General features: G+C 66.2%; 19 protein-coding genes and 1 tRNA gene. 14 read left to right on the top strand and 6 right to left on the bottom strand.

The annotated features are described in order from the left end of the window. Positions 1-175: 175 nt before the first annotated feature. From tssL to tssJ, 12 genes are all read left to right on the top strand, one after another. Positions 176-1,402, top strand: coding sequence for a type VI secretion system protein TssL, long form (gene tssL, locus RD110_RS14740; protein ID WP_239467043.1), 1,227 nt, complete (start codon positions 176-178; stop codon positions 1,400-1,402). After that, positions 1,402-1,659, top strand: a complete 258-nt coding sequence (locus tag RD110_RS14735; RefSeq protein WP_076200169.1) for a PAAR domain-containing protein — start codon at positions 1,402-1,404, stop codon at positions 1,657-1,659. The genes tssL and RD110_RS14735 overlap by 1 nt, the downstream gene beginning before the upstream one ends. 18 nt (positions 1,660-1,677) lie before the next feature. Further along, positions 1,678-5,868, top strand: a complete 4,191-nt coding sequence (gene tssM, locus RD110_RS14730) for a type VI secretion system membrane subunit TssM (protein ID WP_083686286.1) — start codon at positions 1,678-1,680, stop codon at positions 5,866-5,868. 21 nt (positions 5,869-5,889) lie between these two features. Continuing rightward, positions 5,890-6,639, top strand: coding sequence for a type VI secretion system-associated protein TagF (gene tagF / locus RD110_RS14725; protein WP_157900192.1), 750 nt, complete (start codon positions 5,890-5,892; stop codon positions 6,637-6,639). Next, positions 6,639-7,760 (top strand): TagK domain-containing protein, encoded by a 1,122-nt coding sequence (locus RD110_RS14720; RefSeq protein ID WP_157900191.1) that lies wholly within the window; start codon positions 6,639-6,641, stop codon positions 7,758-7,760. Before tagF ends, RD110_RS14720 begins: the two co-directional genes overlap by 1 nt. Continuing rightward, positions 7,757-8,662, top strand: a complete 906-nt coding sequence (locus RD110_RS14715) for a type VI secretion system accessory protein TagJ (protein ID WP_083686285.1) — start codon at positions 7,757-7,759, stop codon at positions 8,660-8,662. Before RD110_RS14720 ends, RD110_RS14715 begins: the two co-directional genes overlap by 4 nt. Positions 8,663-8,819: 157 nt before the next feature. Then, positions 8,820-9,317 (top strand): type VI secretion system baseplate subunit TssE, encoded by a 498-nt coding sequence (tssE, locus tag RD110_RS14710; protein WP_076205048.1) that lies wholly within the window; start codon positions 8,820-8,822, stop codon positions 9,315-9,317. A 12-nt stretch (positions 9,318-9,329) separates the two neighbouring features. Beyond that, a complete protein-coding gene (gene tssF, locus RD110_RS14705; protein ID WP_076200166.1) occupies positions 9,330-11,210 on the top strand; it encodes a type VI secretion system baseplate subunit TssF in 1,881 nt (626 codons plus the stop codon). Between the two features lie 50 nt (positions 11,211-11,260). Continuing rightward, positions 11,261-12,394 (top strand): type VI secretion system baseplate subunit TssG, encoded by a 1,134-nt coding sequence (gene tssG, locus RD110_RS14700; RefSeq protein ID WP_076200165.1) that lies wholly within the window; start codon positions 11,261-11,263, stop codon positions 12,392-12,394. Continuing rightward, entirely contained in the window at positions 12,391-13,413 is a 1,023-nt protein-coding gene (locus RD110_RS14695) for a type VI secretion system protein TssA (protein WP_076200164.1), read from the top strand. The genes tssG and RD110_RS14695 overlap by 4 nt, the downstream gene beginning before the upstream one ends. Next, positions 13,406-14,032 (top strand): hypothetical protein, encoded by a 627-nt coding sequence (locus RD110_RS27990; protein WP_076200163.1) that lies wholly within the window; start codon positions 13,406-13,408, stop codon positions 14,030-14,032. Before RD110_RS14695 ends, RD110_RS27990 begins: the two co-directional genes overlap by 8 nt. Positions 14,033-14,082: 50 nt before the next feature. After that, the gene (gene tssJ, locus RD110_RS14685) at positions 14,083-14,757 is read left to right on the top strand and encodes a type VI secretion system lipoprotein TssJ (protein ID WP_239467042.1); all 675 of its coding nucleotides are present in this window, start codon (positions 14,083-14,085) and stop codon (positions 14,755-14,757) included. Positions 14,758-14,812: 55 nt separating this feature from the next. On the opposite strand, the gene RD110_RS14680 is transcribed toward tssJ, so the two are convergent. The 5 genes from RD110_RS14680 to RD110_RS14660 form a co-directional block, all read right to left on the bottom strand. Further along, positions 14,813-15,337 carry a GAF domain-containing protein gene (locus tag RD110_RS14680; RefSeq protein ID WP_076200161.1) on the bottom strand — a complete coding sequence of 175 codons (525 nt, stop codon included), beginning with the start codon at positions 15,335-15,337 and terminating at the stop codon, positions 14,813-14,815. A 98-nt stretch (positions 15,338-15,435) separates the two neighbouring features. After that, positions 15,436-15,526 (bottom strand) — tRNA-Ser (locus tag RD110_RS14675). 20 nt (positions 15,527-15,546) lie between these two features. Beyond that, positions 15,547-15,924: a DUF2237 family protein gene (locus RD110_RS14670; RefSeq protein ID WP_076205046.1), complete on the bottom strand. Its 378-nt coding sequence runs from the start codon at positions 15,922-15,924 to the stop codon at positions 15,547-15,549. A 41-nt stretch (positions 15,925-15,965) separates the two neighbouring features. After that, on the bottom strand, positions 15,966-16,880 hold the full coding sequence (locus RD110_RS14665; protein WP_076200160.1) for an SPFH domain-containing protein: 915 nt from the start codon (positions 16,878-16,880) through the stop codon (positions 15,966-15,968). 49 nt (positions 16,881-16,929) lie between these two features. Then, positions 16,930-17,355, bottom strand: a complete 426-nt coding sequence (locus tag RD110_RS14660) for an NfeD family protein (protein ID WP_076200159.1) — start codon at positions 17,353-17,355, stop codon at positions 16,930-16,932. A gap of 137 nt (positions 17,356-17,492) precedes the next feature. Here RD110_RS14660 and RD110_RS14655 point away from each other — a divergent pair, with 137 nt between their 5' ends. Beyond that, positions 17,493-19,766 (top strand): arginine/lysine/ornithine decarboxylase, encoded by a 2,274-nt coding sequence (locus RD110_RS14655; RefSeq protein ID WP_076200158.1) that lies wholly within the window; start codon positions 17,493-17,495, stop codon positions 19,764-19,766. Between the two features lie 190 nt (positions 19,767-19,956). Next, positions 19,957-23,394 (top strand): response regulator, encoded by a 3,438-nt coding sequence (locus tag RD110_RS14650; RefSeq protein WP_162277363.1) that lies wholly within the window; start codon positions 19,957-19,959, stop codon positions 23,392-23,394. Here RD110_RS14650 and RD110_RS14645 read toward each other — a convergent pair. Next, the gene (locus RD110_RS14645; RefSeq protein ID WP_076200156.1) at positions 23,391-24,080 is read right to left on the bottom strand and encodes a response regulator transcription factor; all 690 of its coding nucleotides are present in this window, start codon (positions 24,078-24,080) and stop codon (positions 23,391-23,393) included. The genes RD110_RS14650 and RD110_RS14645 overlap by 4 nt on opposite strands. Between the last annotated feature and the right edge of the window lie 65 nt (positions 24,081-24,145).

Genomic DNA, 24,145 nt, shown 5'->3' with positions numbered 1-24,145 from the left:
AGTCCAGGTGCGCTCATCGCGTCACCCCGGCTTCAATTCCTTTAGCTCGTTCAATCCAGTCATTTAGAGGTCCTCGATTCCCATGCCCAAAAACGAAAATTCCACAGATGAATCACAGGCAAGCAGTGGATCGACGCGGCAAACGAACGAAAACAGTCAGCCGGTCGATAGCCTGTTGAGTGATCTGCCGCCAATCGTGCAGCTCGCGCCCGAACCCTCGACGCAGAAGCGCCTGGCCGCCGTCAAGGCGGCACAGAACCCGCTGCTCGAAGCCGCGCAACCCCTGCTACGCGCGCTGGCCGACATGCCGGCCGAACTCGAGCCGCATGGCGTGACGGTGTTTCACCGCCTGCTGGAACGCGAGGTCACCACCTTCCAGTCTTTGTGCAACGACGCGCAGATCAGGCACGAGCACGCGGTGGCGGCGAGTTATTCGCTGTGTACCGCGCTTGACGAGGCGGCCAACAGCACGGTGTGGGGTGGTGGCACGAGGGGCGAAGTGGGGGTGTGGGCGGGCCAGCAACTGGCGGCGCATTTCCATGGCGACACCAAGGGCGGCGACAAATTCTTTCTGCTGATCGGCCGGCTGGCCGCCAACCCGCAGGAGCATACCGATCTGCTCGAGTTGCTGTACCAGATTCTCGGCCTGGGCTTCGAGGGTCGCTTCAGCACCGGCAACCAGGCGCGGCGGCAGTTGGAGACGATTCGTCATCGTTTGCTGACCCTGCTGGCTTCGGCACGCGGCGACGTGCCGCGTGAGCTGTCGCCACACTGGAAGGGGGAGGCGACAGGCAAGTTCCGCCTGCTGCGCAGCGTGCCGGTTTGGGTCACGGCGGCTCTGTTGTCCCTGGTGCTGCTGGGCCTGTTCTCCTGGTACAGCTACCAGTTGCAGACCACCCGCAGCGGGGTGGAGGCGCGCATCCGTAGCATCGGGGCGCTGCAGCCGCCACCCGCGCCACCGCGCAAACCCCTGCGGCTGAAGGAGTTGCTCAGCGCGGAGATCGCGCGCGGCACGGTGAGCGTGGACGAAGACAACGCGCGCAGCGCCGTGAGCTTCAAGGGTGACGACATGTTCGTGCCCGGCCAGGCGCGCATGAACCCGAAGATCCTGCCGGTGATCGCCAAGGTGGCCGGCGAGATCAACGAGGTGGCCGGCACGGTGCAGGTCACCGGGCATTCGGACAACCTGCCGATCAAGACCCGCGAATTCCCCGACAACCAAGTGCTCAGCGAGAAACGCGCCGCGGCCGCGGCCGGGGTGCTGAAGGACAACGGCGTGGCGCCTGAGCGGCTGAAGGTCGAAGGTCGCGGTGACGCGCAGCCGGTGGCCAGCAACGCCACCGCCGCCGGCCGTGCGCGCAATCGCCGCGTCGACATCGTCGTCATGCAAGGGAGCCAGTGATGGCACGCCGCATCATTCTCGTCGGCGACCCGACCAGCCACGATGGCGTGGTGCTGTCGGGCTCACCCGCCGCCACCATCGGTGGCAAGGCCATCGCCCGGCTCGGCGACGAAGTCAGCTGTCCGAGGCACGGCAACAACAAGATCGTCGAGGGCGAGACCGGCTACACCATCGGCGGCGTGCCGGTGGCGCTGGAGGGCCACCACGGCGAATGCGGCTGCAGCTTGATCGGCACCACCACCGCATCGGTCGGTTGAAGCCGCGAAGGAAATCCCATGCAATACCTCCAATCTTTCCTGTCATTCGTTTTCTCGCGCCAGATGCTGGCCTTTCTGGCGATGGTCGTGTTGGCCGCGGCGTTGTGGTTTGTCGGTCCGCTGCTGGCCATCGACGGCTTGCGGCCACTGGCTGGCATGGGCGTGCGCGTGACCTTCATCGTGCTGATGCTCACGCTCGGCATTCTCTGGCTCGTCAACGGTCCCTACAGTCTGGTCGGCGTGGCCGCGTTGTGCCTGCTGGTCTGGCATGCCGGGCCCTTGCTCTCGCTGGGTAACGCACGGCCCTTGGCCACACCCGGCGCGCGCACGTTGGTCGTCGCGGCGATCCTGTTCGTGTACCTGCTCTATGGTCTGTTCTTGCTGCGGCGCGCCCTGCGCGACGACAAGGAGTTCCTCGGCAAAGTGTTGAACTTCGGCAACACCACGCCAGAAGACAACGCCGCCAAGGAAGAATTGAAAACAGTGGCTTCCACGGTGAGCCGCGCCATGGCGCAACTGCGTAAGCTGCGCGGCCACGGCGGTCTGCGCCGGTTCTTCGAAGGCCGGCGCTACCTCTATGAATTGCCGTGGTACATGATCGTCGGCAGCCCCGGCGCGGGGAAGACCACAGCCTTGCTGAATTCAGGATTGCAGTTCCCCGTGGTCAACCAGGCTGGTCATTCACCACGCAGTGTGTTGCTGCACGCGCAGGGTGGCACCATGAATTGCGACTGGTGGTTCACCAACGAAGCGGTGTTGATCGACACGGCCGGCCGCTACACGCAGCACGACACCGGTGGTGTGAAAGACACGGCCGAATGGACGGGCTTTCTCGCCCTGATGCGCAAGCATCGCCCGCGCGCACCGTTGAACGGCGTCATCGTGGCACTCAATGTGGCCGATCTGCTGGGCATGGACGAGATCGGACGATCCGAACATGCGGCCATGGTGCGCGAACGCCTGGCCGAGTTGCGACAGGAACTGGGCATTCGTTTTCCGGTGTACGTGATAGTCACCAAGCTCGACCTGCTGGGCGGCTTCGAGGAATACTTCCAGTCGTTGACCAGCGAGGCACGCCTGCAGGTCTGGGGCTTCACGCTGCCCCATGTCGATGGCGGGCGCCGCAGTGCGGGCAAACGCGCGGCGGCGCAAAGCCGTGAGGCGCTGCGTGAGCAGATCACGACCGAACTCGGTCTGCTCAAGGATCGTTTGGCCGCGGGCCTGCGCCTGCACCTCAACGAAGAGTTCGATGTCGATCGCCGGCGCCGCCTGTTTGCGTTGCCGCAGGAGTTCGCGGGCCTCTCGTTGCCGTTGGCCCAGGTGGTCGACGAAATCTTTCTCGATTCGCGTTTCGATGACACGCAGTGGCACACCAGCCTCCGTGGTGTCTATCTGACCAGCGGTGCGCAGACGGCACGAACGCTGCCCGCCGAACCTGCGACGCTGCTGCAACGCATGAGACGGAGCCTTGGGTGGGGAAAAGACATCCCGGTTGCCGCCGCAGCCGCGACAGTATCGCAAGTGCCAACCGGGCTGCAGGATGCCCCCCTGGCCGGGCCACCATCCAACGCGTTGCCGCAGCTTGCGCCCGTTGCAGCGCGCCAGCGCAGCGTGGTGGACGCCAATGGCCGCACGGGCCATCAAAGTTTCTTCCTGCAGGACTTGATGACCAAGGTCATCTTCCCCGAAGCCCATCTGGTCCGGCCCAATTTGCGCTGGGAGTTCCGCTTCCGCCTGCTCGGCCTGCTCGGCCACACCCTGGCCGTCGTGCTGTTCGTCTGGCTGGCTGGTGCGCTGTGGCTGAGCTTCGGCAACAACCGCCAATACCTCGACGTGGTGGACGGCCGCGCCAGGGCGCTGGATGCGCGGGTACGCTCGCTGTTCGCAGATTTCAAGCCGGCGGGCGTGCCAGACACGTTGAACGAGGCCTACCAGTTGCCCGGCTATGCGGGCCTGGACCTGCAGGACCCGCCCGGCAGTTTCCGTTTTGGCCTGTACAGCGCTGCGCCCGTGCTCGAAGCCTCCACCGAAACCTACGCTCACTTGCAGGACCACATGCTGTTGCCGACGATCCTGCGGCGCATGGAGACGGTGCTGGCACAGAGCCTGAAGAACAACGACGCCACGACGGCTTACGAAACCTTGCGCGTCTACAAGTTGCTGCACGACCGGGCGCACTACATGCAGACCGGTGGTGCGGCCGACGTGCGCAACTGGGTGCTGAAGGATTGGGAGAACACCGACAGCGCGGCAGCCTTCGGTGGCCGGGCTTCGATGGTGGGCCACGTCCAGGCCCTGTTTTCCGGCACGCGGGCGGTGCAGTCCGCTTCCCTGCCGAATGAAGCGCTGGTGCGCGACGTGCAAAGGTTCCTGGACAGCAATACTTCCACCCAGCGCATCTACGAACGCGCCAAGGCGGCGATGCTGAACGAGGCGCCGCAGGAATTTACCCTCGTTCGTGCCGTCGGGCCGCAGGCCGGCACGGTGTTTTCGCGCGCAGGCAAGCTGCCGCTCGAAAAAGGGGTGCCTGGGCTCTTCACCTACGATGGCTACCACGAGGTGTTCAACAAACGCCTGCCCGAGTTCGTCGGCCGTGCGCTGGCCGACGATGCCTGGGTGATGGGCCGCGGCGCGGCCGACAGCACACTGGCCGGGGGCGCCAAATCCGCGCTGGCAGGTGGCACCGGCGGCACGGGCGGGCAGGGCAGCGATGCGCTGCTCGACGACATCCGCCGCCAGTACCTCACGGAGTACGCGCAGCAGTGGGATGACTTCCTGAACTCGATCCGCACGGTGGCGGGCAGCGACACCACGGGCAGCAGCCTGGGCTTCGACCTCAGCGTGCTGCGGCAGTTCGCTGCACCGGATTCGCCGCTGGCCCGGTTGGCCCGAGCCGCGGCGCGTGAAACCACGCTATCCCGGCCGCTGGTGACGCGGGCGCCGGAGGACAAGAGTCTTCTGGACAAGGCCGCCGATCAACTCGCCAAGCAGACGAAAGATATCGGACGCAACCTCGGCATACGCCAGGAGGAAAGGCTGGAGAAGCAACTCGTCGACAATCGCTTCGCCGCACTGCGCGAGGTCGTGACGGGCCAACCCGACGTCGCCTTCGGCGCGGGCCAGCGGGCGGCCGTGGACGCCAACGGCGCCAAGCCGGGCCTCGAGGGCATTTCCAGCCTCGTCAACGAGTTCTACACCTTGCTGGTGGTGGCCGATACCGCACTCACCGCCAACAGCCTGCCGCCGGCCGGTGCCGAGGTCGGTTCACGCTTGAAGCTCGAAGCGGGCAAGCTGCCCGCGCCATTCCGCGAGGTGCTGACGGCGCTGGCCACGAGTGGCGGCGACAAGGTGCTACAGGGCTCGACCGACATCATCCGCAAGCAGGCCCAGGTTCAGCTCGACCGCCTCATGGGCCTGATGGCGATGCAGGTCAGCGAGGTCTGCAAGCGCGGGGTGGAGGGCCGCTACCCCTTTGCGGCCGTGCCACAGGACGCGTCCATCGAAGACGTGACCCAGGTGTTCGCCACCGGCGGTGTGGCCGACGAGTACTTCAACAAATACCTCGCCCCTTTCGTGGACACGAGCGTGCGCCCATGGCGCTACAAGAGCAGCACTGTCGCTGGCGCGATGGTTGGGCTTGAAAGTCTTGCGGCCGGCGCGTCCGCGGCGGTCACGCCGGCGCCAGCGGGCAACGGCCCGACCCTCGTCGGCGAACTGCTCAAGCTACTGGCACAAAGCGGTCCCAACCTCGATGCTTTCTACCGTGCACAGCAGATCCGTGAACTGTTCTTCCGCGAGGCCGGTGGCAAGAAGATGGCCTGGAAACTCGACGTGAAGGTGGTCGAACTCGATCCGACCATCACCGACCTGGTGATCGACATCGACGGCCAGGGCCAGCGCTACATGCACGGGCCGGTGCAGAGTTTCACTGTCAACTGGCCCGGCACGCGGGGCGGCGCCATGGCAGAAATCGTCGCCAACCCGCGGTTGTCCAATGCGGCCTCCACCCTGCAGGCGAGCGGCCCCTGGGCCCTGTTTCGGCTGCTTGACAAGGGGCGCATCGTGAGCACCGCCACCTCGGGCCGGGTCGGCGTCGAATACAGCTTCGACGGCCGCAAGGCGTTGCTCGACATCAGTGGCGGTAGTCAGCCGAACCCGCTCAACAGCGACGTGCTCAGGGGCTTCCACTGCCCCGGCACGGCGGCTTGAGGCGTTTCAAAGGAAAAGTCCGTGTTGCAAAGACTCATCGCCCACCGGCTGGTCACGCCGCCCGCGATCTGGGGCAAGCTGCCCAGGCATGCCGATTTCGTGCGCAGTGGCATGCGGCATGGCGAAAGCGAGGCGTGGCAGTCCTGGCTGGCGCTACAGGGTTGCCTGGACCGCGAGGCGAGGCCAGCGCTTGGGGCGGCGCTGCCCACGGCTTTTGTGCTGCCGCCCGGCAGCCTGCCGTTCGCCGCGCGCCGTTTCGTGATCGGTGTGCTCGCGCCGTCTGTCGACAAGGTTGGTCGGTCGCACGTCTTGCTGGTCTACCAGACCGCGCATCTGCGCTGGCTGCGGTTTCAATTCGATGACGCGGTGCCGCATGACTGGTTGTTCTGGCTGGCGCGAACCGTTGCGCGTCACGTCCGCGCCGACACGCCGTCCGACAGCCAGGCCATCGACCAGGCCGTGCGGCGTCTGTGGCGCGTATATGCGCCGGGCACCTGTGATCTTTGGGCCCGTGCGGCGGCGTCGCCAGCGACCCGCCAAGCACGGCGCGCGCGGCAGACCGCGGCGCGGCGGCAGTCCGAATCGCCAGCCGCGCCCTTCTTCGCAGACGACTTGGCCGCGCAGCTGCACGGTGTGACCCGGCTGCCCTGGGCCGACTGGCCTCATCGACTGTACAGGCCGCATGGCCATGGCATGTTCTGGCAGCAGGACGCGAAGGGCGGCTTCGTGAATGCCGCCACGCGGCTGGCCATCTTATGGGGAGAGGCCTGATGCAAGGCGAGGACAACGCAGCCATGGCGCCGGGAGGCGGACCAAGCGGATCAAGCGAAGCGCACATGGAAAGAGAGCGCCATGCTGAGGGCCACACGCAGCCCCAGCCGCTGCGGTTGAAGCTGACGCACAGCCATGGGCGAAGTGCGGATGGCGTACTGGACCTGCCCGCCACGGGCACCGGCCTGGCGCAGGCCCTGGCGCTTGGCGGCGAGCGGCTGAACGCGGCGCAATGGGAGGATGCCGAGCGCTGCCGCATCGCCTGGCAAGGTCCGGAAGAAGGCTGGCGCCTGAGCCATGGCGGGCGCGCCATGGTCTGTGTGCTGAACGGTGGACGCGTGGCCGCGCGGGCGAGCCTACCGCTGGCCGTGGGGGATGTGTTGGAGCTTGGCTGGCAGCGTTTCGACGTCCAGGCCGCCGGCGGTGCGCCGACGCGAATCGGTCGTGCACCCGGGGCGGCGAGCGCGGCGACGCCTGAAGCGACGCGGCTGCCGGGCTGCTCCGCTCGGTCGGAAGGGACAACATTCGATCTTCGCGACCTGGCGAGTCAGCCTGATGCTGCGGCTGGGCAAGGTGACCCGTTCGGGGCGCTTGGCATTCCCGGTGCCGAGCAGCGGCCTGCGGGCGATCCGTTGGCCGAGTTGCTGGGTGAGGCGCCCCGACGCACGGTATCGCCGCGGACACCGGACCAGGCTCCGCAGACAGGGCAGCTCGGCGTGTTCGAAAGCCTGCACGAGGAGTTCCACTGTGTCGTGCGCGATCCGGCACAACTCTCGGGCAGGGCGGATTGGGATGACGCGGACGTACCCAGCAGCGATCACGCGACGTCGATCGAAGAGCTGCACAGGCTTGCCGCCGCCTACCCGTTGTTACGCGACATCCTGCAAAGACGCGAACACATCGACCAGACCATCCGCGACTTCCATCCGCTGGCCCGGCCTACTTTGCTGGACATCGATGAACCGGAGGACGTATTGCGCCTGTTCGCGCCATCTCAAGGCGACGGCGTGTCCACAGCGGTGCCCAGTCTGACGCGGCGCGAACACCACGACCTGTCGCCCGACAGCCATCTGCGCCTGCACGCATTCCAACCAGAAGCCAAGAAGGAGCCGCCCCGATGAACAATCCGCCGTCCGCCACCGCCACCATGAGCACCCGCACCTTCCGGGACTGGTCCCAGTCCAGGCCGCTCGCGGAAAGCCTGGCGCGGGCCGAGGCCCAGGTGCGCGCCAGGCCACAGGATGCCAATGAGCGCTGGCTGTTGTTCGAACTGCTGTGCGTGTTGGCACAGTGGGATCGTGCGCTGGTCCAGCTGCGTTCGTGGGCCGGACTGGCATCGCATCCCGGTAGCGTGGCAGACGTCATGCGCGGGTTGATCATGGCCGAGCGTCAACGCGGCGAGGTATTCAGCGGGCGAGGGCGGCCCGCGCCCATGTCGGTGGGCGACGAGGCCACCTGCGAATGGATGACCGCCATGGGCCGGGCGCTGAAGCTGGCCGCAGGCAAGGATGCCGCTGCGCTCGAGGCCAGCGACGCCGTGCGCGAATCGGCTCTGGCGCAGGCTACCGAAACGCCAGGCTCGAGCAACTTGCAGCCGGCCTTCGCGTGGATCAGCGACTCGGACAGCCGGCTTGGTCCGGTGTGCGAAGTGATGGTCGGGGGCACCTACCGCTGGCTGGCTTTCGCCGATCTCGCCGCGGTCGAGAAAGACGCGCCGTCCTCGCTGCTCGACCTGGTGTGGAGCAATGCCGCAGTCCGGTTGCGTGACGGCACCGTGCTGGACTGCCACTTGCCGATGCGTTATCCCGTACATGCCGACGACCGCGACGCCTTGCGGCTGGGGCGGGAAACCGTCTGGGCCGAAATCGGGCGTACGGGCGTTTTCGCGCGCGGACAGAAGACCTGGACCAGCGATCTCGGTGACATGCCGCTGTTCGACTTGCGCCGATGCATTTTCGGTACCGAACCCGGCAATGGCGCACAGACGGCGTCGGCGGAAGGAGAAGGCCATGCCGAGCATTGAAGCCACGGCAAGTCTGGCCGAGGCCATCGTCGAGGCCGAGCTGGCCAACGCCACCGCTTCTGGTTCCACGGCGGTGCCGAATCCGAGCCGGCTGCACCCGGGAACGCGCATTGCCCGCAGCTGGGAGCAGGGCGCCGCACGCCATCGCAGCCAGCGCATGCCGACACTGTTCGACCGTTTGCGCGACGACGCGCCCAGCCAATCCCGTGAGGCACCGACCGCCTACACCGTCACGCCCCATCAACTGCGCGACATCATCCAGCGCGACCTGGCCTTCCTGCTCAATGCCACCAATGCGGAAGACCTGATCGACCGCGAACGGTATCCCGAGGCCGCGGCCTCCACGGTTAACTTCGGTGTGCCGCCGTTGGCCGGTGCCTACGCGTCGGAACGCAAGTGGGAGGAGATCGAACGCATGATCCGCCGCGCCATTGCCGACTACGAACCGCGGCTGATACCGGGCAGCCTCAGCGTCGTGCCGCTGATGAAGAAGCAGGCGCAGGACGACTACAACGTGCTGGTCTTCGAGATCCGGGCCATGGTCGCCTCGACACCCTATCCGCTGGCGCTCACGGTGCAAAGCGCCGTCGACCTGGAGACCAACCGCATGAGCCTGGTCGACACCGGACGTGCGGTGGTCCGCGCCCCACGCTGACTGGAGAACACCATGGATCCGCAACTCCTCGACTACTACAACAAGGAGCTCCTCTACGTACGCGAGGCCGCTGCCGAGTTCGCCGCGGCCCATCCCAAGATCGCGCGGCGCCTGGGGCTGCATGGCATCGAGGTCGACGACCCGTACGTGGAGCGGCTCATCGAGTCCTTCAGCTTCCTGTCCGCGCGCATGCAGATCAAGCTGGATGCGGAGTTTCCGCGCTTCACCCAGCGGCTGCTGGAGGTGCTCTATCCCAACTACCTGAGCCCCACGCCGTCGATGGCGGTGGCGCAGCTCAATCCCAACGTGAACGAGGGCGACTTGTCCCGAGGCTTCGTCGTGCCGCGCGGCACGGCATTTCATGCCAAGGTACCCGTCGGCGAGGAAACCCCGTGCGAATTCCGCTCCAGCCAGGACGTGACGCTGTGGCCGATCGAGATCGTCGAGGCCAAGCTCACCGGCGCGCCGCCCGACATCCACGGGCTGGAGCGCCATTTGCCGCCGCAGGTGCATGTGCGGGGCGCGCTGCGCCTGCGGCTGCGCATGGTCGGCGAACGTCGCTTCGACAGCCTGGCCGGGCTGGACCGGCTGCCGATCTACCTCATGGGCAATCCCCAGCTCGCCTCGCACCTGTTCGAGTTGCTGCATACCTCGGCGGTGGCCAGCTTCACGGGCGAGCCGGGCCAGCTTTCGTCCCGTCCCCATGTGGTGACGGAACGCGCCCTGGTCTACGAAGGGCTGGCGCCGGGGCAGGGCCTGCTGCCGCTGGAATGGAACACCTTCCATGGGCACAACCTGCTGCATGAATATTTCGCGTGCCCCGAGCGGTTCTACTTCTTCACGCTGACCGGGTTGGCCGGAGGCCTTTCACGGCTGCAGGCCAGCGAAGCGGAAATCGTGGTGCTCCTGACCAAGCCTCCCGGCGCGCTGGGTGCGGTGGTCGACGCGGGGCAGTTCGGGCTGTTCTGCACACCGGTGGTGAACCTGTTCGAGCGCCGCACCGACCGCATCGAACTCAACACCGCCGACCCGGAATTCCATCTCGTGCCCGACCGTTCCCGCCCGCTCGATTTCGAGGTCTATGCGGTGCAGGCGATCACCGGCCAGCAGGCGCAGACCACGGCTGCGCTGGCGTTTCGCCCGCTGTACCAGACGCTGAACGAGGACGAGGGCAACTACGGTCGGTACTTCTCGGTTCGGCGCGAGTTGCGCATGGCCTCGGACACGGCACGCAAGTACGGCACGCGCACGCCGTATGTCGGTACGGAGGTTTTCCTGTCCCTGGTCGATCAGCACGAGGCCCCCTATGCCGAAGCCATGCGCTACCTGTCGGTCAAGGCCTTGCTGACCAATCGCGACCTGCCTTGCCTGGTGCCTCGCAATGGTCGCTCGGACCTGGCCGTGGCCGATTCGATTCCGGTCGTCGGCGTCGGGTTGATCCGCCCGCCGAGCATCCCGTCGTCACCGTTCGCGCAGCGGGAGATCGCCTGGCGGCTCATCCGCCAGCTCGGCTTCAACCACCTGCCGCTGACCGAACTGTCGCATCGTGAGGGCGCGCAGGCCTTGCGCGACATGCTGCGGCTCTTCGTGGCGGCCGACAACGACGTGCAGCGCCGCCAGATCGAGAGCCTGATCGGCTCGCGCACCGAGCCCGTCACACGGCGACTGCCGGGCGCGGGCCCACTGATCTACGGCCGCGGGGTGTTGTGCACGCTCAGCGTGGACGAGGAGGGCTTCTCGGGCACCAGCCCGTACCTGTTCGGGCTGGTGCTCGAGCACTATCTGGCGCGGCACGTCAGCATCAACGTGTTCACGCAGACGGCGCTCGAATCGATGCAGCGCGGCGAGATCGCTCGCTGGCCGGTACGCATGGGCGGGCGGGGGATCGTGTGAAGAACGAGACCAGGCACCTCGATCCGGACATCCCTCCGGCTGGGGACGGCATGCCGTCGCTGTTGCGCCGGCTGAGGGCTGCGCCGTGGAAATTCGGCTTCACCACCTTGCTGCGCCGCATGGCCGTGAGCCCAAGCCCCGCGTCGCCGCAACCGCGCATCGGCCTGGCCAGCCGTCCGCAGCAGGAGCCTTTCCGCCTGGGACAGACGGCCGCGCTGAGCTTTGCGCCGCGCGAGATCGCCGAGGTCTACCTGCCCGGGCCTGAGACCGGCACGCCGCCGGTACGCGCCGGCAACCAGCCGGACCTGCCCGCGGTGCGCGTCTACGGGCTCGGCATGCTCGGCCCGAACGGTCCGCTGCCGCTGCACTACACGGAACTGGTGCGCGAGCGCACCGAGAACTTCAACGACAGCACGCTGGCCGATTTCCTCGACGTCTTCCACCATCGTTACCTGACCCACATGTACCGCGCCTGGGCCCAGGCCCAGGCCGCGGCCGGCCTGGATCGCGCCGAGGACGAAACCTTCAGCGCCTACGTGGCCCGGCTCACGGGCCATGACCCGCTTGAAATCCGGGATTCGGTACTGCCGGCCCATGCGCGGCTGGCCGCTTCCACCCACTTGAGCCGGGAAGCCCGCAATCCGGACGGCCTGACGCAGACCCTGGCCAAGTTCTTCGCCGTGCCGGTGCAGTTGCAGGAATTCGTGATGCACTGGATCCGCATCGACGCAGCCGACCAGAGCCGTCTCGGCCTGCCGCGCACCTCGAGCATGCTGGGCGGGGGAGCGATCGCGGGGGATGTGGTGGCCGATCGCCAGAACAAGTTCCGCCTGGTGCTGGGGCCCTTGTCGCTGCAGCAATACCTGCGCTTCACGCCACAGGGCCGCGATCTGCCGCTGCTCATCGAATGGGTGCGTGGCTTCATCGGCTACGAATTCGTCTGGGAGGTCGAATTGCGCGTGCGCCACGTCAACGCGCCGCCGGCCAGGCTCGGCGACGGCGAAAGGCTCGGCTGGTCGACCTGGCTGGGCGACGCCTCTGCGGCGGCGATGCCGCCGGGCAGGCGCACGAGTCCCAGCCCGCGCCAGGCGCGCACCGCTCAGGCGCCCGACTATGCCGTGGGCATGGTCTTCGAGCCCGAGCGCTACGTCGACTCCCAACGGCATCCAACGAGGTCCGCATGAACACCCCCGTCCCCGTCCCCATCAGCGAGTTCGAACCGTGTGGCCCGAACCTCGAATACGACCACGAATTCGCCGTACTGCTGGCACGCATGGTGCCGCGCGCGGATGCGCAATATGGCAGCTTCGTCGGTCTCGCGGAGCCGCCCAACTGGGCCGAGATCGAACGCGATTGCCGACGGCTGCTGCTGCGCAGCCACGACATCAACCTGCTGGTCTGGCTGTGCCGCGCCCGCACGCGGCTGGCCCAGGCGCCCGGCCTCGCGCAGTCGCTGGGCGCGCTCAGCCAGGTGCTGCATGCCTGGCCCGATGCCGTGCACCCGCAGATCGTGCTCGACGGCGAGCGCGAGCCTGCGGTCCGCGCCAACGCCTTGGCCGCTTTGGCCGATGCCGAAGGCCTGCTCGGCGACGTGTGGGAGATCGTGGTAGCGCACAACACCGCGCTGCGCCTCACGGTGCGCGACGTGGAGCGCGCGTTTGCGGTACCGCCCGTGCCGCAGGCGCTGAGCCCGGGTGCCGTGAGCCGGCAGTTGGCGGCGTTGCGTGTGGCTGCGCACGGCGCGCCGCCCGGCCGTGACGAAACGACGATCGACTGCCTGGCCGAAGCCGCCCGCCACGTCTCCGACATCGATGCCTGGGCCAAGGCGCAACTCGGTGACGACGCCCCGTCTCTCGTTCCGCTGAGCCGGGCATTGCGCCCGTTCGTCGACCAGGCACAGGCGGCGCCCGCTCCCCCCGTCGTCGCGGTCGCTCCGGTGATCGCCCCTGGTTCGCCGGCATTTTCCAAATCACCTGCAGGTGGCCCAGCAACGCAGGGCCGCACCGAAGTGCTGGCCAGCATCCGCGGGGCACGTCACTGGTTCGAGCGGCATGAGCCAAGCAGCCCCGTGGCGGTTCTGCTGAAACAGGCCGAGCGCCTGGTGGGCAAACGCTTTTCACAGGTGGCGGGTTGCATCCCGCCGGAGTTGCTGCAGCAATGGGACGCCGAAACCGAAGACGGCACGGGAGGTGATCATGGGTGAGACGATGGCGATCGGCCTGGCCTGCTTCCTGGCGGGCCTGGCGGGCCTGGCGGGTGTGCTGGTTGGTGCGGCCATCGTCTGGCGACTGGGCCTGGGGCGCACCGTCGGCGAAATGTCCACCGAGGACAGGGCGCGGGCGCCCGACGGCGATCCGCTCCTGCCTGAAATTCACAACCTGTTGAGGCAACATCGCGAAGCCACGGCCAAAGCCCACGCCGGCACGCGGGAGATGCTCTCCCAATGGCACACGCAGCAGCAGCACGGCCTCGCCGCGTTCGCCGCGGCGCAGGTGGCGTTGCTCGACGACTTCCTGAAATCGCAGACAGTGCCACGTGCTGACGTAACGCCGCCGGCCGGCGCGACGCCCACCACGCCGTCGGTGCCGCGCCCGTCGCTGGCGCCCATGCAGCCTCGCCCATCCGCAGCGCCTTCGGCGCGGCCACCCGAACTTTCATCGAAGCCACTGGCGGCGCCCGCGCCTGCGGCGATCGAAGAGGCGCCGGCGCGCGAACTCAGCGATGCGGAGATCGACGCCTTGCCACCCGACTTGCCGGCTCGGGCGCCGCCGCGCAGGCGTGTACTCCCCGCGCCCAAGTCGCCCGCCATGCGCCGCCTATGAAATCGTTTGCGCCCACCCGTCGTCCAAGCACCGCCCTCATGGAGGAAACCATGTCCACCCACCCCATCCGAAGGCTGATCGGCCCATGCCTGATGCCCTTTGTGCTGGCAGCCTGCAGCGTGCTCGGCGGCGGCAACGAGGCCCCCGCACAGAAGGAGCCGGCTCGGCTGAACATTGCCATCAGCGCCGATGCCGACCTCAACACCGACATCAAGGGCCGTGGCGCACCGGTGTTGTTGCGCATCTATGAACTGAAGTCGGACGTGTCCTTCCAGGAGGCGGCGTTCTTCGCACTGCAGAACACCGACAAGGCGGTGCTCGGCGCGGACCTGCTGGCAGTGGACCAGTTCATCCTGCGGCCCGGCGAAACCCGGCAGATCGTACGCAAGTCAAACCCGGAAACCACCGCCATCGGCGTGTTCGCCGGCTACCGCGACCTGCCCAACGCCACATGGCGCCTGGTGCACCGCCTGCCGCCGGCGGTCGAGCAAAGCTGGTACCGCATGGTGATGCCGGCCAACAAGGTGAGGCTGAAGGTCGACCTGCATGCCAATGCGCTGCAGATCACCGACGAACTGGCCGGCAAACCTGCCATGCAACATGCCGAGGAGTCGAAAAACGGGTTGGATCCAGGGCCGGCGGATGAGGTCCGACCATCGGCGCGAGGCGGTGGTCCGACGGTAGGCGAAATGGTGAACGCCCTGCCGAAGCCGCCCGTGAAATAGCGCGGTACAGGGTGCGCCAGCGATCCTCGGGCGGCTCTCCTTTCTACGAGGCCGCTCAGCCGGCCTGACCTGGGGCCGGCGGCGCGCCGTACTGCTGTGCCCGCAACTCCAGCATCTCCACCACCTGGCGCGCCATGAATTCCAACTGTTCCATCTGGTTGGCGGTCAGGGTGCGCGGCTTGCGGTCGATCACACACAGTGTGCCCAAAGCCTGGCCATTGCGGGTCATCAACAATGCGCCGGCATAGAACCGGATGCCCGGCTCGCCCGTGACCAGTGGATTGTGTTGGAATCTGGGATCGCTGGCAGCGTCCTCCACCAGCAGCGACCGGTGCGCAGCTACCGCATGCGCGCAAAAAGCGAACTCCCGAGGGGTTTGCCTTGCGAGAAGACCGACCCTGGACTTGAACCACTGCCGCTTGTCATCGATCAATGAAATCAGCGCGATCGGCGTGTCGCAGATCTGGGCGGCAAGACGGGTGAGATCGTCGTAACACACCTCATCCGCAGTATCCATGACGAGAAGGCGCTTCAGTTCCGCGAGGCGGGCCTGGCTGTCCAGGATGGTGTTGTCGAGCATGGGGGTGGCTGGGTTATCCATCGAAACCTTCAAATTCGCTCGTGCACAATGCAATCGGCCCAAGAAAAAAGCGCCCATGGGGCGCTTTTTTGACTTTTTGGCGGAACAGGCGGGATTCGAACCCGCGGAGGGCTATTAACCCTCACACGCTTTCCAGGCGTGCGACTTAAACCACTCATCCACCGTTCCTTAGCCTCAAATTATAGCAGTCAGAAAGACGCATTGCGGCTCGGCGCGGCATGGCGTTCCAAATCTTCGAGCAGGACAAACTCCAACGCCTTGATGTGGGTGGATTCGAGCACCACCAATGGAGCGCAGCCCGCTTCGAAGGCTTCCTTCCAGCGGTTGGCGCAAAGGCACCAGCGGTCGCCGGGGTTCAGGCCGCTGAAACGCCAGGCCGGCTGGGGCGTGCTCAGGTCGTTGCCGCGGGCCTTGGAGAACGCAAGAAACTCGGCCGTGACCTTGGTGCAGATGACGTGGGCGCCGCGGTCGCTGTCGTCGGTATTGCAACAGCCATCGCGGAAGTAGCCGGTCAGCGGGTCGTAGGAGCAGGGCACGAGTTCGGAGCCCAGGACATTGTGTTCCATGACTGGCCTTTCTTCGTTGTCGAACGGATCGCTCATGCCGCTCACGCCGTCTTGTTGGCCTGCACCATCTTCATCGCCGAGGCGATGAGTGCGGAGACTTCGGTCATGTTGCTCGGCACGATGAGGGTGGTCGTGGCGTCGCTCGCCACGCGACTGTAGGCTTCGACGGCTTTCTCGGCCACCTTCAACTGCACGGCCTGTTCGCCTCCGGGCTGGCGGATGGCGGCGGCCACGCGTTCGATGGCCTCGGCATTGGCTTGGGCCACGGCGAGAATGGAAGCAGCCTCGCCCTGCGCCTTGTTGATCACGGCCTGTTTCTCGCCTTCGGAGCGAGCGATGAAGGCCTCGCGTTCGCCGGTGGCGATGTTGATCTGTTCCTGGCGCCGGCCTTCCGAGGCAGCGATCAGCGCGCGCTTCTCGCGTTCGGCGGTGATCTGGGCCTGCATGGCATGCAGGATTTCCTTGGGCGGCGTGAGGTCCTTGATTTCGTAACGCAGGACCTTCACGCCCCAGTTCAGCGCGGCTTCGTCGATGGCGGCCACCACCTGGGCGTTGATGATGTCGCGCTCCTCGAAGGTCTTGTCCAATTCGAGCTTGCCGATCACGCTGCGCAAAGAGGTCTGCGCCAGCTGCGAGATGGCCATGATGTAGTTGGACGAGCCGTAACTCGCGCGCATGGCGTCGGTCACCTGGAAATACAGGATGCCGTCCACCTGGAGCTGGGTGTTGTCGCGCGTGATGCAGACCTGGCTCGGGATGTCGAGCGGTATTTCCTTCAGGCTGTGCTTGTAGCCCACGCGGTCGACGAAGGGCACCAGAAGGTTCAGGCCCGGTGTGAGGGTCGCATGGTATTTGCCCAGGCGCTCCACCACCCAGGCGTTCTGCTGGGGAACGATGCGAATCGAGCGGGCGATGAAGATCACCACGATGACGAGTAGAACCAGGCCGATTTCCATGAAGCTTCCGATCAGTCGATGAATGAGAATGAGAGCGAGCCGGTGGGCATCAGAGCTTCTCGACCAGCAACCGGTTGCCGATGACTTCTGCAACCCGGTGCGGGCCGGTCACCGGCACGACGCCCGGGCGGTGGATCACGGTCCAACGCGCGCCGCGGTAGTGGACACTGCCCGTGCCGTCGGGCAACCAGGCCTCCACCATCACGGTCTCGCCGATGTCCATGTTCACGTTGCGGTTGGCGCGCGCCGGCGGGCCATTGGCGCGGCGTCCGCGCAGCAGGTGCCAACCCAGCACCGCGCCGCCGCCGACGGCCGCGGCTACCACGGTCTGTTGCACGGTCCCGGCACCCAGGTGGGCTGCGATGGCCGCAGCGGCGAAGCCCAGCGCCAGCATCAGCAGGTAGAAGGTGCCGGTGAGCAGTTCGGCGACGATGGCGCCGCCGGCGACAAGCCACCAGATCGTTGCATCGGCCATGGAGTCTCCAGTCGGCGTGTTGTGTGGGCTACGCCACATTTTCGGGCAAAAGCGGGCCCTTCCGAAGAGCATTCACATTATTTCCTTACACTTCGCGCCTGTTTTGATCTTTTGACTTTTCTGGCCGGAGGCCGCCCATGAAGTTTCGTTTTCCCATCGTCATCATCGACGAGGACTTTCGCTCCGAGAACACCTCGGGCCTGGGCATCCGCGCCCTGGCCCAGGCCATCGAGAGCGAAGGTTTTGAAGTCCTGGGCGTGACCAGCTACGGCGACCTCTCGCAGTTCGCCCAGCAGCAAAGCCGTGCCAGCGCCTTCATCCTGTCGATCGACGACGAGGAGTTCTCGCCCGGGCCGGACCTCGACCCCGCGGTGCTGAACCTGCGCCACTTCATCGAGGAAGTGCGCCGCAAGAACCTGGATGTGCCGATCTACGTCTACGGCGAGACCAAGACCTCGCGCCACATCCCGAACGACATCCTGCGCGAGTTGCACGGCTTCATCCACATGTTCGAGGATACGCCGGAGTTCGTGGCGCGCCACATCATCCGCGAGGCCAAGAGCTACCTTGAAGGCGTGCAGCCACCGTTCTTCAAGGCACTGCTCGACTACGCCGAGGACGGTTCCTATTCCTGGCACTGCCCCGGCCACTCCGGCGGCGTGGCTTTCTTGAAGAGCCCCGTGGGCCAGATGTTCCACCAGTTCTTCGGCGAGAACATGCTGCGCGCCGACGTCTGCAACGCGGTGGAGGAATTGGGCCAGCTGCTGGACCACACCGGCCCGATCGCGGCCAGCGAACGCAATGCGGCGCGCATCTTCAACGCCGACCATTGTTTCTTCGTGACCAACGGCACGAGCACCAGCAACAAGATGGTTTGGCACCACACGGTGGCGCCGGGCGACGTGGTGGTGGTGGACCGCAACTGCCACAAGTCGAACCTGCACGCGATCATCATGACCGGCGCGATCCCGGTGTTCCTCAAGCCCACGCGCAACCACTTCGGTATCATCGGGCCGATCCCGAAGAGCGAATTCGAGCCCGCTGCCATCAAGGCCAAGATCCGTGCCAATCCGCTGCTGCAGCATGTCGATGCCGACACCGTGAAGCCGCGCATCCTGACGCTCACGCAAAGCACCTACGACGGCGTGCTGTACAACACCGAGACCATCAAAGGCATGCTCGACGGCTACGTGGAGAACCTGCATTTCGACGAAGCGTGGCTGCCGCACGCGGCCTTCCATCCGTTCTACGGCACCTACCACTCGATGGGCAAGAAACGTATCCGGCCCAAACACGCCGTGGTGTATTCGACGCAGTCGATCCACAAGCTGCTGGCCGGCATCAGCCAGGCCAGCCATGTGCTGATCCAGGACTCGCAGAACGTGAAGCTCGACCGGCACCTGTTCAACGAAGCCTACCTGATGCACACCAGCACCAGCCCGCAGTACAGCATCATCGCCAGCTGCGACGTGGCCGCGGCCATGATGGAGCCGCCCGGCGGCACCGCGCTGGTGGAGGAAAGCATCGCCGAGGCACTCGATTTCCGCCGCGCCATGCGCAAGGTCGACGAGGAATACGGCGACGACTGGTGGTTCAAGGTCTGGGGGCCGGACAAGCTGGTGGAGGAGGGCATCGGTCGCGCCACCGACTGGATCATCAAGGGTGAATCCAAGTCCAACGCCAAGGCCAACTGGCACGGCTTCGGCAAGATGGCCACCGGCTTCAACATGCTCGACCCGATCAAGTCGACCATCGTCACGCCCGGCCTGGATTTGAACGGCAAGTTCGCCAAGACCGGCATTCCGGCCAGCATCGTCACCAAGTTCCTGGCCGAGCACGGCGTGGTGGTGGAGAAGACGGGCCTCTACAGCTTCTTCATCATGTTCACCATCGGCATCACCAAGGGCCGCTGGAACAGCATGCTCACGGCGCTGCAGCAGTTCAAGGACGACTATGCCAAGAACCAGCCGATGTGGCGCATCCTGCCCGAGTTCTGCCAGCAGCACCCGCGCTACGAGAAGATGGGCCTGGCCGACCTGTGCCAGCACGTGCACAACTTGTATGCGAAGTACGACATTGCGCGGCTGACCACCGACATGTACCTGAGTGACCTCACGCCGGCCATGAAGCCGAGCGACGCCTACGCGCACATCGCACTGCGCAAGACCGAGCGCGTGGAGATCGACCACCTGGAGGGCCGCATCACCGTGGGCCTGGTCACGCCGTACCCGCCGGGCATCCCGTTGCTCATCCCGGGCGAGGTCTTCAACAAGAAGATCGTCGACTACCTGAAGTTCTCGCGCGAATTCAACAGCCAATGCCCAGGCTTCGAGACCGATATCCACGGCCTGGTCGAGGAGCACGGCGAGGACGGTCGGCTGCGTTATTACGCCGACTGCGTGCGGGCGTGATCACCCCGTCGTGTGGATCGATGCAGGTTTGCACCGACGAAGGTATTTGTAATCAATAGTAAAGTAGCCGCTTGAATCCCCGATAAACCGGAAGGGTCGCGCAGCAGTCCGAAGGCGGGTCGCTGGCGCGCCGACACTGAAAGGGCAGTGGATGACGGAAGCGGTCCCGCCGGCGCGGTTGCGGTGGCGGATGTTGGTTCAGATTGCCACGGTCGTTGCCAGTGGGTTGATCATCCTTGCGCTGGCGTTCCTGCAGCGGTCGCAGAGCGAGGTCTTCACCAGCAACCTGACCAAGGTGCGCGACTTCCGCGCGGCGCGCATCGAACTCGGGAGCAGCCTGCTGCGTCTTGGCTGGAATGCCCCATCCCCCGGGGCGATCACCGATGGCGCTGAGGGTGCCGGCGTCCTGCAGGCCCTGTCGCGCATCGAAGACAGCCTGCGGCGGTTCGACGCCGATCCCGACGGCATGACCCGACTGGTCGAAATGCGGGTCGACGAGCTACGCCGCGAGCTGCCGATCGGCAACGCTGCGGCCTCCGCCATCGATGCGGTCCAGCTGAAGACTGGCTACGTGGCGCTTGAACAGGCCATGGGGCGGCTGGACAGCTACAACTCCGGCCAGTTGCGCGCGTTGATGGACAGACAGAAGCTGCAATCCAACCTCGGTGTCGGCGCTGCGCTGGTGTTGCTGGCCTCGGTCGGCATCTTCGTGCTGCGCAACCATGGCCGGCTTAACCGCGTGGAATCCGATCTGCGCGAAAGCGAGAACCAGTTGCGCCAGATGGTGGAGCTGATGCCGCAAATGGTCTGGAGTTGCGACGCACAGGGCCAGTGCGACTACCTCAGCAGCCGCTGGGCCGGCTTCGCCGGGTCACCGGTGGAACACTACCTTGGCGAAGGCTGGCTGGAACTGATCCACCCCGACGATCGCGACCGTGTCTACCAATACTGGAAGGCGATCGTGGCGGCGGGCAGCAACTCCCAGCAGGAATTCCGGCTGCGGCGGCACGACGGCGTGTACCGTTGGTTCGACGTGCGCGGCGGCCTGGTGTTCGACGTGAACGGCCAGCCCTACAAATGGTTCGGCTCCTGTACCGACATCACCGAGCGCAAGATGTTCGAGACCGAGTTGACCCAGCACCGCGACAAACTGGAGGAAGAAGTCGAGCAGCGTACGGCCGCGCTGGTGTCGGCGCTGGAAGAGCGCAGCAAGACGCAGCAGCGCATGCACGAACTCATCGTCAAGCTGCGCGAGGCCGAGATCTTCGTGCGCATGGTGGCCGACAACGTGCCCGGCCGTATCGCCTACTGGGACCAGTCCATGCGCTGCCGCTTCGTGAATCGCCGCTACGCGATGTGGTTCGGCCTGGCGCCCGAAGCCTTGGTCGACCGAACCATGACCGAGGTGCGGGGTGCCGAATATTTCGATCGCTACGAGGCGCGCATCCGGGCTGCGCTGGCCGGCGAGTCGCAGGACTACGAACGCGAGGAATACAGCGTCGACGGGGAACACGCCGTGACGCGCGTGCAGTACCTGCCCGACCTGCGCGACGGCCAGGTGCTCGGCTTCTTCGTGCTGACGACCGACATCACGCGGCACAAGCATGCCGAACAGCTACTGCAACTGAGCAATCAGCAACTCGCCGAGGCCCGTGACCGCGCCGATTCGGCCAACCGCGCCAAGAGCAACTTCCTGGCCAACATGAGCCATGAAATCCGCACGCCGATGAACGCCATCCTGGGCCTGACGCACCTGCTGCGCCGTGACATCCAGGATCCGACCCACCAGGCGCGCCTGGCCAAGGTCTCCAGTGTGGCCAATCACCTGCTGCAGGTCATCAACGACATCCTCGACCTGTCGAAGATCGAGGCCGGCAAGCTGTCGCTGGAGAACGTCGATTTCTCGCTGGACGCGCTGCTCACCCGCACCTGCAGCATGGTGCTGGACGTCGCCCGCGAGAAGGGGCTCGAGGTGGTGCTCGACACGGGGCATATCCCGGACCGCCTCAACGGCGACCCGACGCGGCTGATGCAGGCCTTGCTCAACGTGCTCAGCAATGCCGTCAAGTTCACCGAGCGCGGCTCGGTGTTGCTGCGTGCCGAACTGCTGAGCCAGGAGGACACCAGCCTGCTGATCCGCTTCGAGGTGCGCGACACCGGCATCGGCATCGACCCGGCCATGCTGCCGCTGTTGTTCACGCCCTTCGTGCAGGCCGACGGCTCGAGCACGCGGCGTCATGGCGGCACGGGCCTGGGGCTGACCATCACCCGGCACATCGCCGAACTCATGGAGGGACAGGCCGGCGGGGAAAGCCTGCCCGGCAAGGGCAGCCGATTCTGGATCAGTGTGCGGCTGCGTCCTGCCCAGCAGGCTCAAGCGCAGGCGGCGCCGGTCCTCAAGGGCCTGCGCTGCCTGCTGGTCGACGATCTGCCCGATGCGCGGGCCGCCATGGCCGAAATGTTGCGCGGCCTCGGCCTGCGCACCGATGTCGCGGGCAGCGGCGAGGAAGCCTTGCACCTGGTGGGCGCTGCACGGGCGGCCGACGACCCCTATGCCGTGGTGGTGCTGGATTGGGCCATGCCTGGCATGGATGGCATCGAGACAGCCAGGCGTTTGCAGGCGGACGCGCCTCTTGCGCCCGCGCTGGTCTTGGTCTCGGCGCAGGACCGCGACGAACTCCAGCAGCAAGCGCGCGACGCCGGCTTCGGCGCGGTGCTGCTCAAGCCAGTCACGCCTTCCATGCTGCTCGATGGCCTGATGCGGCTCTTGAAAAGCGATGCGCAGGCGCCGGCCGCGCTGCGCAGCGTTGAGGCCATGGAAGCCCTGCTGCGCCAGACGCATCGCGGCGCACGTGTGCTGCTGGCCGAGGACAATCCGGTGAACCAGGAGGTCGCCGCCGACCTGCTGCAGGCCGCCGGCCTGGTGGTGGACATCGCCGGCGATGGCGAACAGGCCGTGCGCATGGCCCGCCGCGGCCGCTACGACCTGGTGCTGATGGACGTGCAGATGCCGCGCATGGACGGCCTGGAGGCGACCCGGCGTCTGCGCCAGAACCCGATGATGGTCGATCTGCCCATCATCGCCATGACCGCCAATGCCTTCGTCGAAGACCGGCAGGCCTGCCTGGATGCCGGCATGAACGAGCACCTCGCCAAACCTGTCGACCCCCGGGTGCTGCATGAGGTGCTGCTGCGCTGGCTGCCGTTACGCCCGCGACTGGCTCCGGCCGTGGCGCCGCCCGATGCAGCGGCCGCAGAAATCGGCCCGGAGCAGATGCTCGCCGGCATCCGTGGCCTCGATCTGGCCGTCACCTACGAGCAATGCGCCAACAAGCCCGCACTGGCGGTGCGCGTGCTGCGTCAGTTCCTCGGGCACTATCGCAATACCGGCGCAGCGTTGATGGACTACCTGCACGCCGGCGAGCTCGAAGAGCCGCGCAAGAAACTGCATTCGCTGCGCGGTGCAGCCGGTGCGGTGGGCGCGGTGAAAGTGCTCGACGGAGTGGTGAAAACGCAGGCCGCGATGAAGGCCGAAGCGCCGCTGGCGGAACTGCTGCCGTTGGCGCAGGCGCTGAGCGACGACCTGGATGCGTTGATCGCCGAACTGGCGGCGCGGCTCGAAGCCTAGTTCGGACCGGAGACGCGGTCGAAGCGGTAGCCGAAGCCGTAGACGGGGGCAAGTTTCCAGCCACGGCTGCCGTCCAGCGACAGTTTGCGACGCAAACGGCTCACATGGGTGTCGACGGTGCGCACGTCCACATCGGCGGTCTTGCCCCACACCCTGTCGAGCAGGAAGTCGCGCGACAGGATCTTGCCAAGATTCTGGAAGAGCACCACCGACAGGTCGAATTCCTTCTGCGTCATCGCCATCGGCTCGCCGGCCAGGCTGACCCGTTCGCGCTGGATGTCGATCTCGTATTCGCCCACGCGCAGGATGGCCAGCGCATTGGGCCTGGCGCGGCGCAGCGCCGAGCTCACGCGGGCCAGCAGTTCGAGCGGCTTGGGCGGTTTCACGATGTAGTCGTCGGCCCCGGCCTGCAGGGCGGCAACCACGGTTTCCTCGTCCTCCTGGGCGGTGACCACGATCACCGGCAGGTGCCAGCCGATGTTGGCGCGAATCCACTCGATCACCTGCCCGCCCGTGCCGTCGGGCAGCACCCAGTCGACCAGCACCAGATCAAAGGTTTCACGCTTCAAGGCTTCCTGGAAGGTCTGCGCCAGGCCGAAACCGCGGCTCGTGTGCTGGCCTTCCTCGATCAGGACCATGATCAACTCGCGCTGGGACGGATCGTCTTCGAGTACGCCGATATGCATGGGAACTCCGAGCTTTGAAAGGGCGGCGGTTTCAAGTTGTCAGACCATTCTAGAGGTGTCCGTGA

This window comes from Rhodoferax koreense, assembly GCF_001955695.1.
Taxonomy (GTDB): domain Bacteria; phylum Pseudomonadota; class Gammaproteobacteria; order Burkholderiales; family Burkholderiaceae_C; genus Rhodoferax_B; species Rhodoferax_B koreensis.
This window is presented reverse-complemented; position numbering and strand designations above follow the sequence as displayed.

Excerpts from the sequence above, each read along its gene's own strand:
- tssM (WP_083686286.1), top strand. The coding sequence starts at position 1,678 with ATGCAATACCTCCAATCTTTCCTGTCATTCGTTTTCTCGCGCCAGATG.
- tssG (WP_076200165.1), top strand. The coding sequence starts at position 11,261 with ATGCCGTCGCTGTTGCGCCGGCTGAGGGCTGCGCCGTGGAAATTCGGC.
- RD110_RS14680 (WP_076200161.1), bottom strand. The coding sequence starts at position 15,337 with ATGCTCGACAACACCATCCTGGACAGCCAGGCCCGCCTCGCGGAACTG.
- RD110_RS14665 (WP_076200160.1), bottom strand. The coding sequence starts at position 16,880 with ATGGAAATCGGCCTGGTTCTACTCGTCATCGTGGTGATCTTCATCGCC.
- RD110_RS14655 (WP_076200158.1), top strand. The coding sequence starts at position 17,493 with ATGAAGTTTCGTTTTCCCATCGTCATCATCGACGAGGACTTTCGCTCC.
- RD110_RS14650 (WP_162277363.1), top strand. The coding sequence starts at position 19,957 with ATGTTGGTTCAGATTGCCACGGTCGTTGCCAGTGGGTTGATCATCCTT.
- RD110_RS14735 (WP_076200169.1), top strand. The coding sequence starts at position 1,402 with ATGGCACGCCGCATCATTCTCGTCGGCGACCCGACCAGCCACGATGGC.
- tssF (WP_076200166.1), top strand. The coding sequence starts at position 9,330 with ATGGATCCGCAACTCCTCGACTACTACAACAAGGAGCTCCTCTACGTA.
- RD110_RS14695 (WP_076200164.1), top strand. The coding sequence starts at position 12,391 with ATGAACACCCCCGTCCCCGTCCCCATCAGCGAGTTCGAACCGTGTGGC.
- RD110_RS14715 (WP_083686285.1), top strand. The coding sequence starts at position 7,757 with ATGAACAATCCGCCGTCCGCCACCGCCACCATGAGCACCCGCACCTTC.
- RD110_RS14670 (WP_076205046.1), bottom strand. The coding sequence starts at position 15,924 with ATGGAACACAATGTCCTGGGCTCCGAACTCGTGCCCTGCTCCTACGAC.
- tssJ (WP_239467042.1), top strand. The coding sequence starts at position 14,083 with ATGTCCACCCACCCCATCCGAAGGCTGATCGGCCCATGCCTGATGCCC.
- RD110_RS14720 (WP_157900191.1), top strand. The coding sequence starts at position 6,639 with ATGCAAGGCGAGGACAACGCAGCCATGGCGCCGGGAGGCGGACCAAGC.
- RD110_RS14660 (WP_076200159.1), bottom strand. The coding sequence starts at position 17,355 with ATGGCCGATGCAACGATCTGGTGGCTTGTCGCCGGCGGCGCCATCGTC.
- RD110_RS14645 (WP_076200156.1), bottom strand. The coding sequence starts at position 24,080 with ATGCATATCGGCGTACTCGAAGACGATCCGTCCCAGCGCGAGTTGATC.
- tssE (WP_076205048.1), top strand. The coding sequence starts at position 8,820 with ATGCCGACACTGTTCGACCGTTTGCGCGACGACGCGCCCAGCCAATCC.
- RD110_RS27990 (WP_076200163.1), top strand. The coding sequence starts at position 13,406 with ATGGGTGAGACGATGGCGATCGGCCTGGCCTGCTTCCTGGCGGGCCTG.